This window comes from Cellulomonas algicola (assembly GCF_003851725.1).
In the GTDB taxonomy this organism is placed as follows: domain Bacteria; phylum Actinomycetota; class Actinomycetes; order Actinomycetales; family Cellulomonadaceae; genus Cellulomonas; species Cellulomonas algicola.
Genome location: NZ_BHYL01000393.1, coordinates 1 through 1,349 on the forward strand (window position 1 = coordinate 1; position 1,349 = coordinate 1,349).

At 79.5% G+C, this 1,349-nt stretch carries 1 protein-coding gene; it reads left to right on the plus strand.

What is annotated here, in order from left to right; translation table 11 throughout:
- Positions 1 to 493: DegV family protein (locus CTKZ_RS19750; RefSeq protein ID WP_124344516.1), on the plus strand; the 493-nt coding region annotated here is incomplete at its 5' end.
- Between the last annotated feature and the right edge of the window lie 856 nt (positions 494 to 1,349).

Here is a 1,349-nt window from a genome sequence, read left to right on the forward strand (position 1 = left end):
GGTCGCGGGCGGCGTGCGCGGCTGGTGGCAGGGCAGGTTCGCGCGGCCGACGACCCCCGGCGGCGCCGAGGTCGCGGACGTCGCGCGCGCCGTCGCCGCGTCCAGCCGGGTCTGGTTCCTCGTGGACTCGCTCGACCACCTGCGCCGCGGCGGCCGGCTCGGCGCGACCGCCGCCGCGCTCGGCACCGTGCTCGGGCTGCGGCCCATCCTCACCGTCCGCGACGGGTCCGTCGTCGTCGTCGAGAAGGTGCGGACCCGTCGCGCCGCACGCGACCGACTCGAGGCGCTCGCCGTCGCCGACGTCGCACGACGCACCTCGGCACGCGTCGCCGTGCACCACCTCCAGCAGCCCGAGCTCGCCGGCGCCGTCGCCGAGCAGGTCCGCGTGTGGGGCGCGCAGCGGGTCGTCGACGCCGTGACGTGCGACGCGGGCGCGGTGATCGCGGCGCACGTCGGCCCCGGCCTCCTCGCGATCGTCGTCGCCGACGCGTGACGCCTGGGTCCGACGCCTGGGGTCGGACGCCTGGGGTCTGATGCCTGGTGCGTGACGCCTGGTGCGTGACGCCTGGCGCCTGACGCGTGGCGTCTGACCCGTGGACGTGCCGGCGACCCGCACCGTGACACCGGTCCGGACCGGCGCTCGTCGCCGCGTCGCGTCGCGCGCGGCCGGACCCGCCCGGCGGCGGCACGTGAGCCGTCCACAGCCCGGGCGGCCGGCGTGAGTCGCACCGTGCAGGGCGACGCGGTACCCCGGACCGGGCCGACGTCCCTAGCGTCGCGGCGTGCGCAGGAACCCCGAGGACGCTCCCCGCCGACGCCTCGCCGACGTCGCGGGGCGGCCCCCCGCCGGATGGACACCGTCCCGCGACGCGCCCCTCCGGTCCGGCCGCGACGCGGCGGCGGGGTCGACCGTCACGCCGACGCGTGCGGGCGCCGCACGCGGACTCCGAGTCGTCGTACCGCCCGCCGCACGCGACGACGAGCGCCATGACGTGCCGGACGCCGAACCGACCTCGGGGCGACCCGTCGCCGCCCACGGGGGACCGGGTCTCGACGAGGCGCCCCGCTCGGCGCGCCTGTACACGGCAGCATCCGTCGGTTCGCCGTCCCGACGGGCTCCCGCGACGCGCGCGGTCCGGCCGCGCCCCACGACCGGCTGGCCGGGAGACCGCCTCCCGCCCGACCCGATCGCCGACGGCTGGGCAGCATCAGGCGCGACAGCGACGTCACCGCCCCACCCCGGCCCGCTCGACCCGGCCGGTGCGGCCTGGGCGGCGCACGGCGTGACGGTCGTGTCGCACGCGGGCCCGAGCGCGCTCGACGCGGGCGGCGAAGGCTGGGCGACGGGC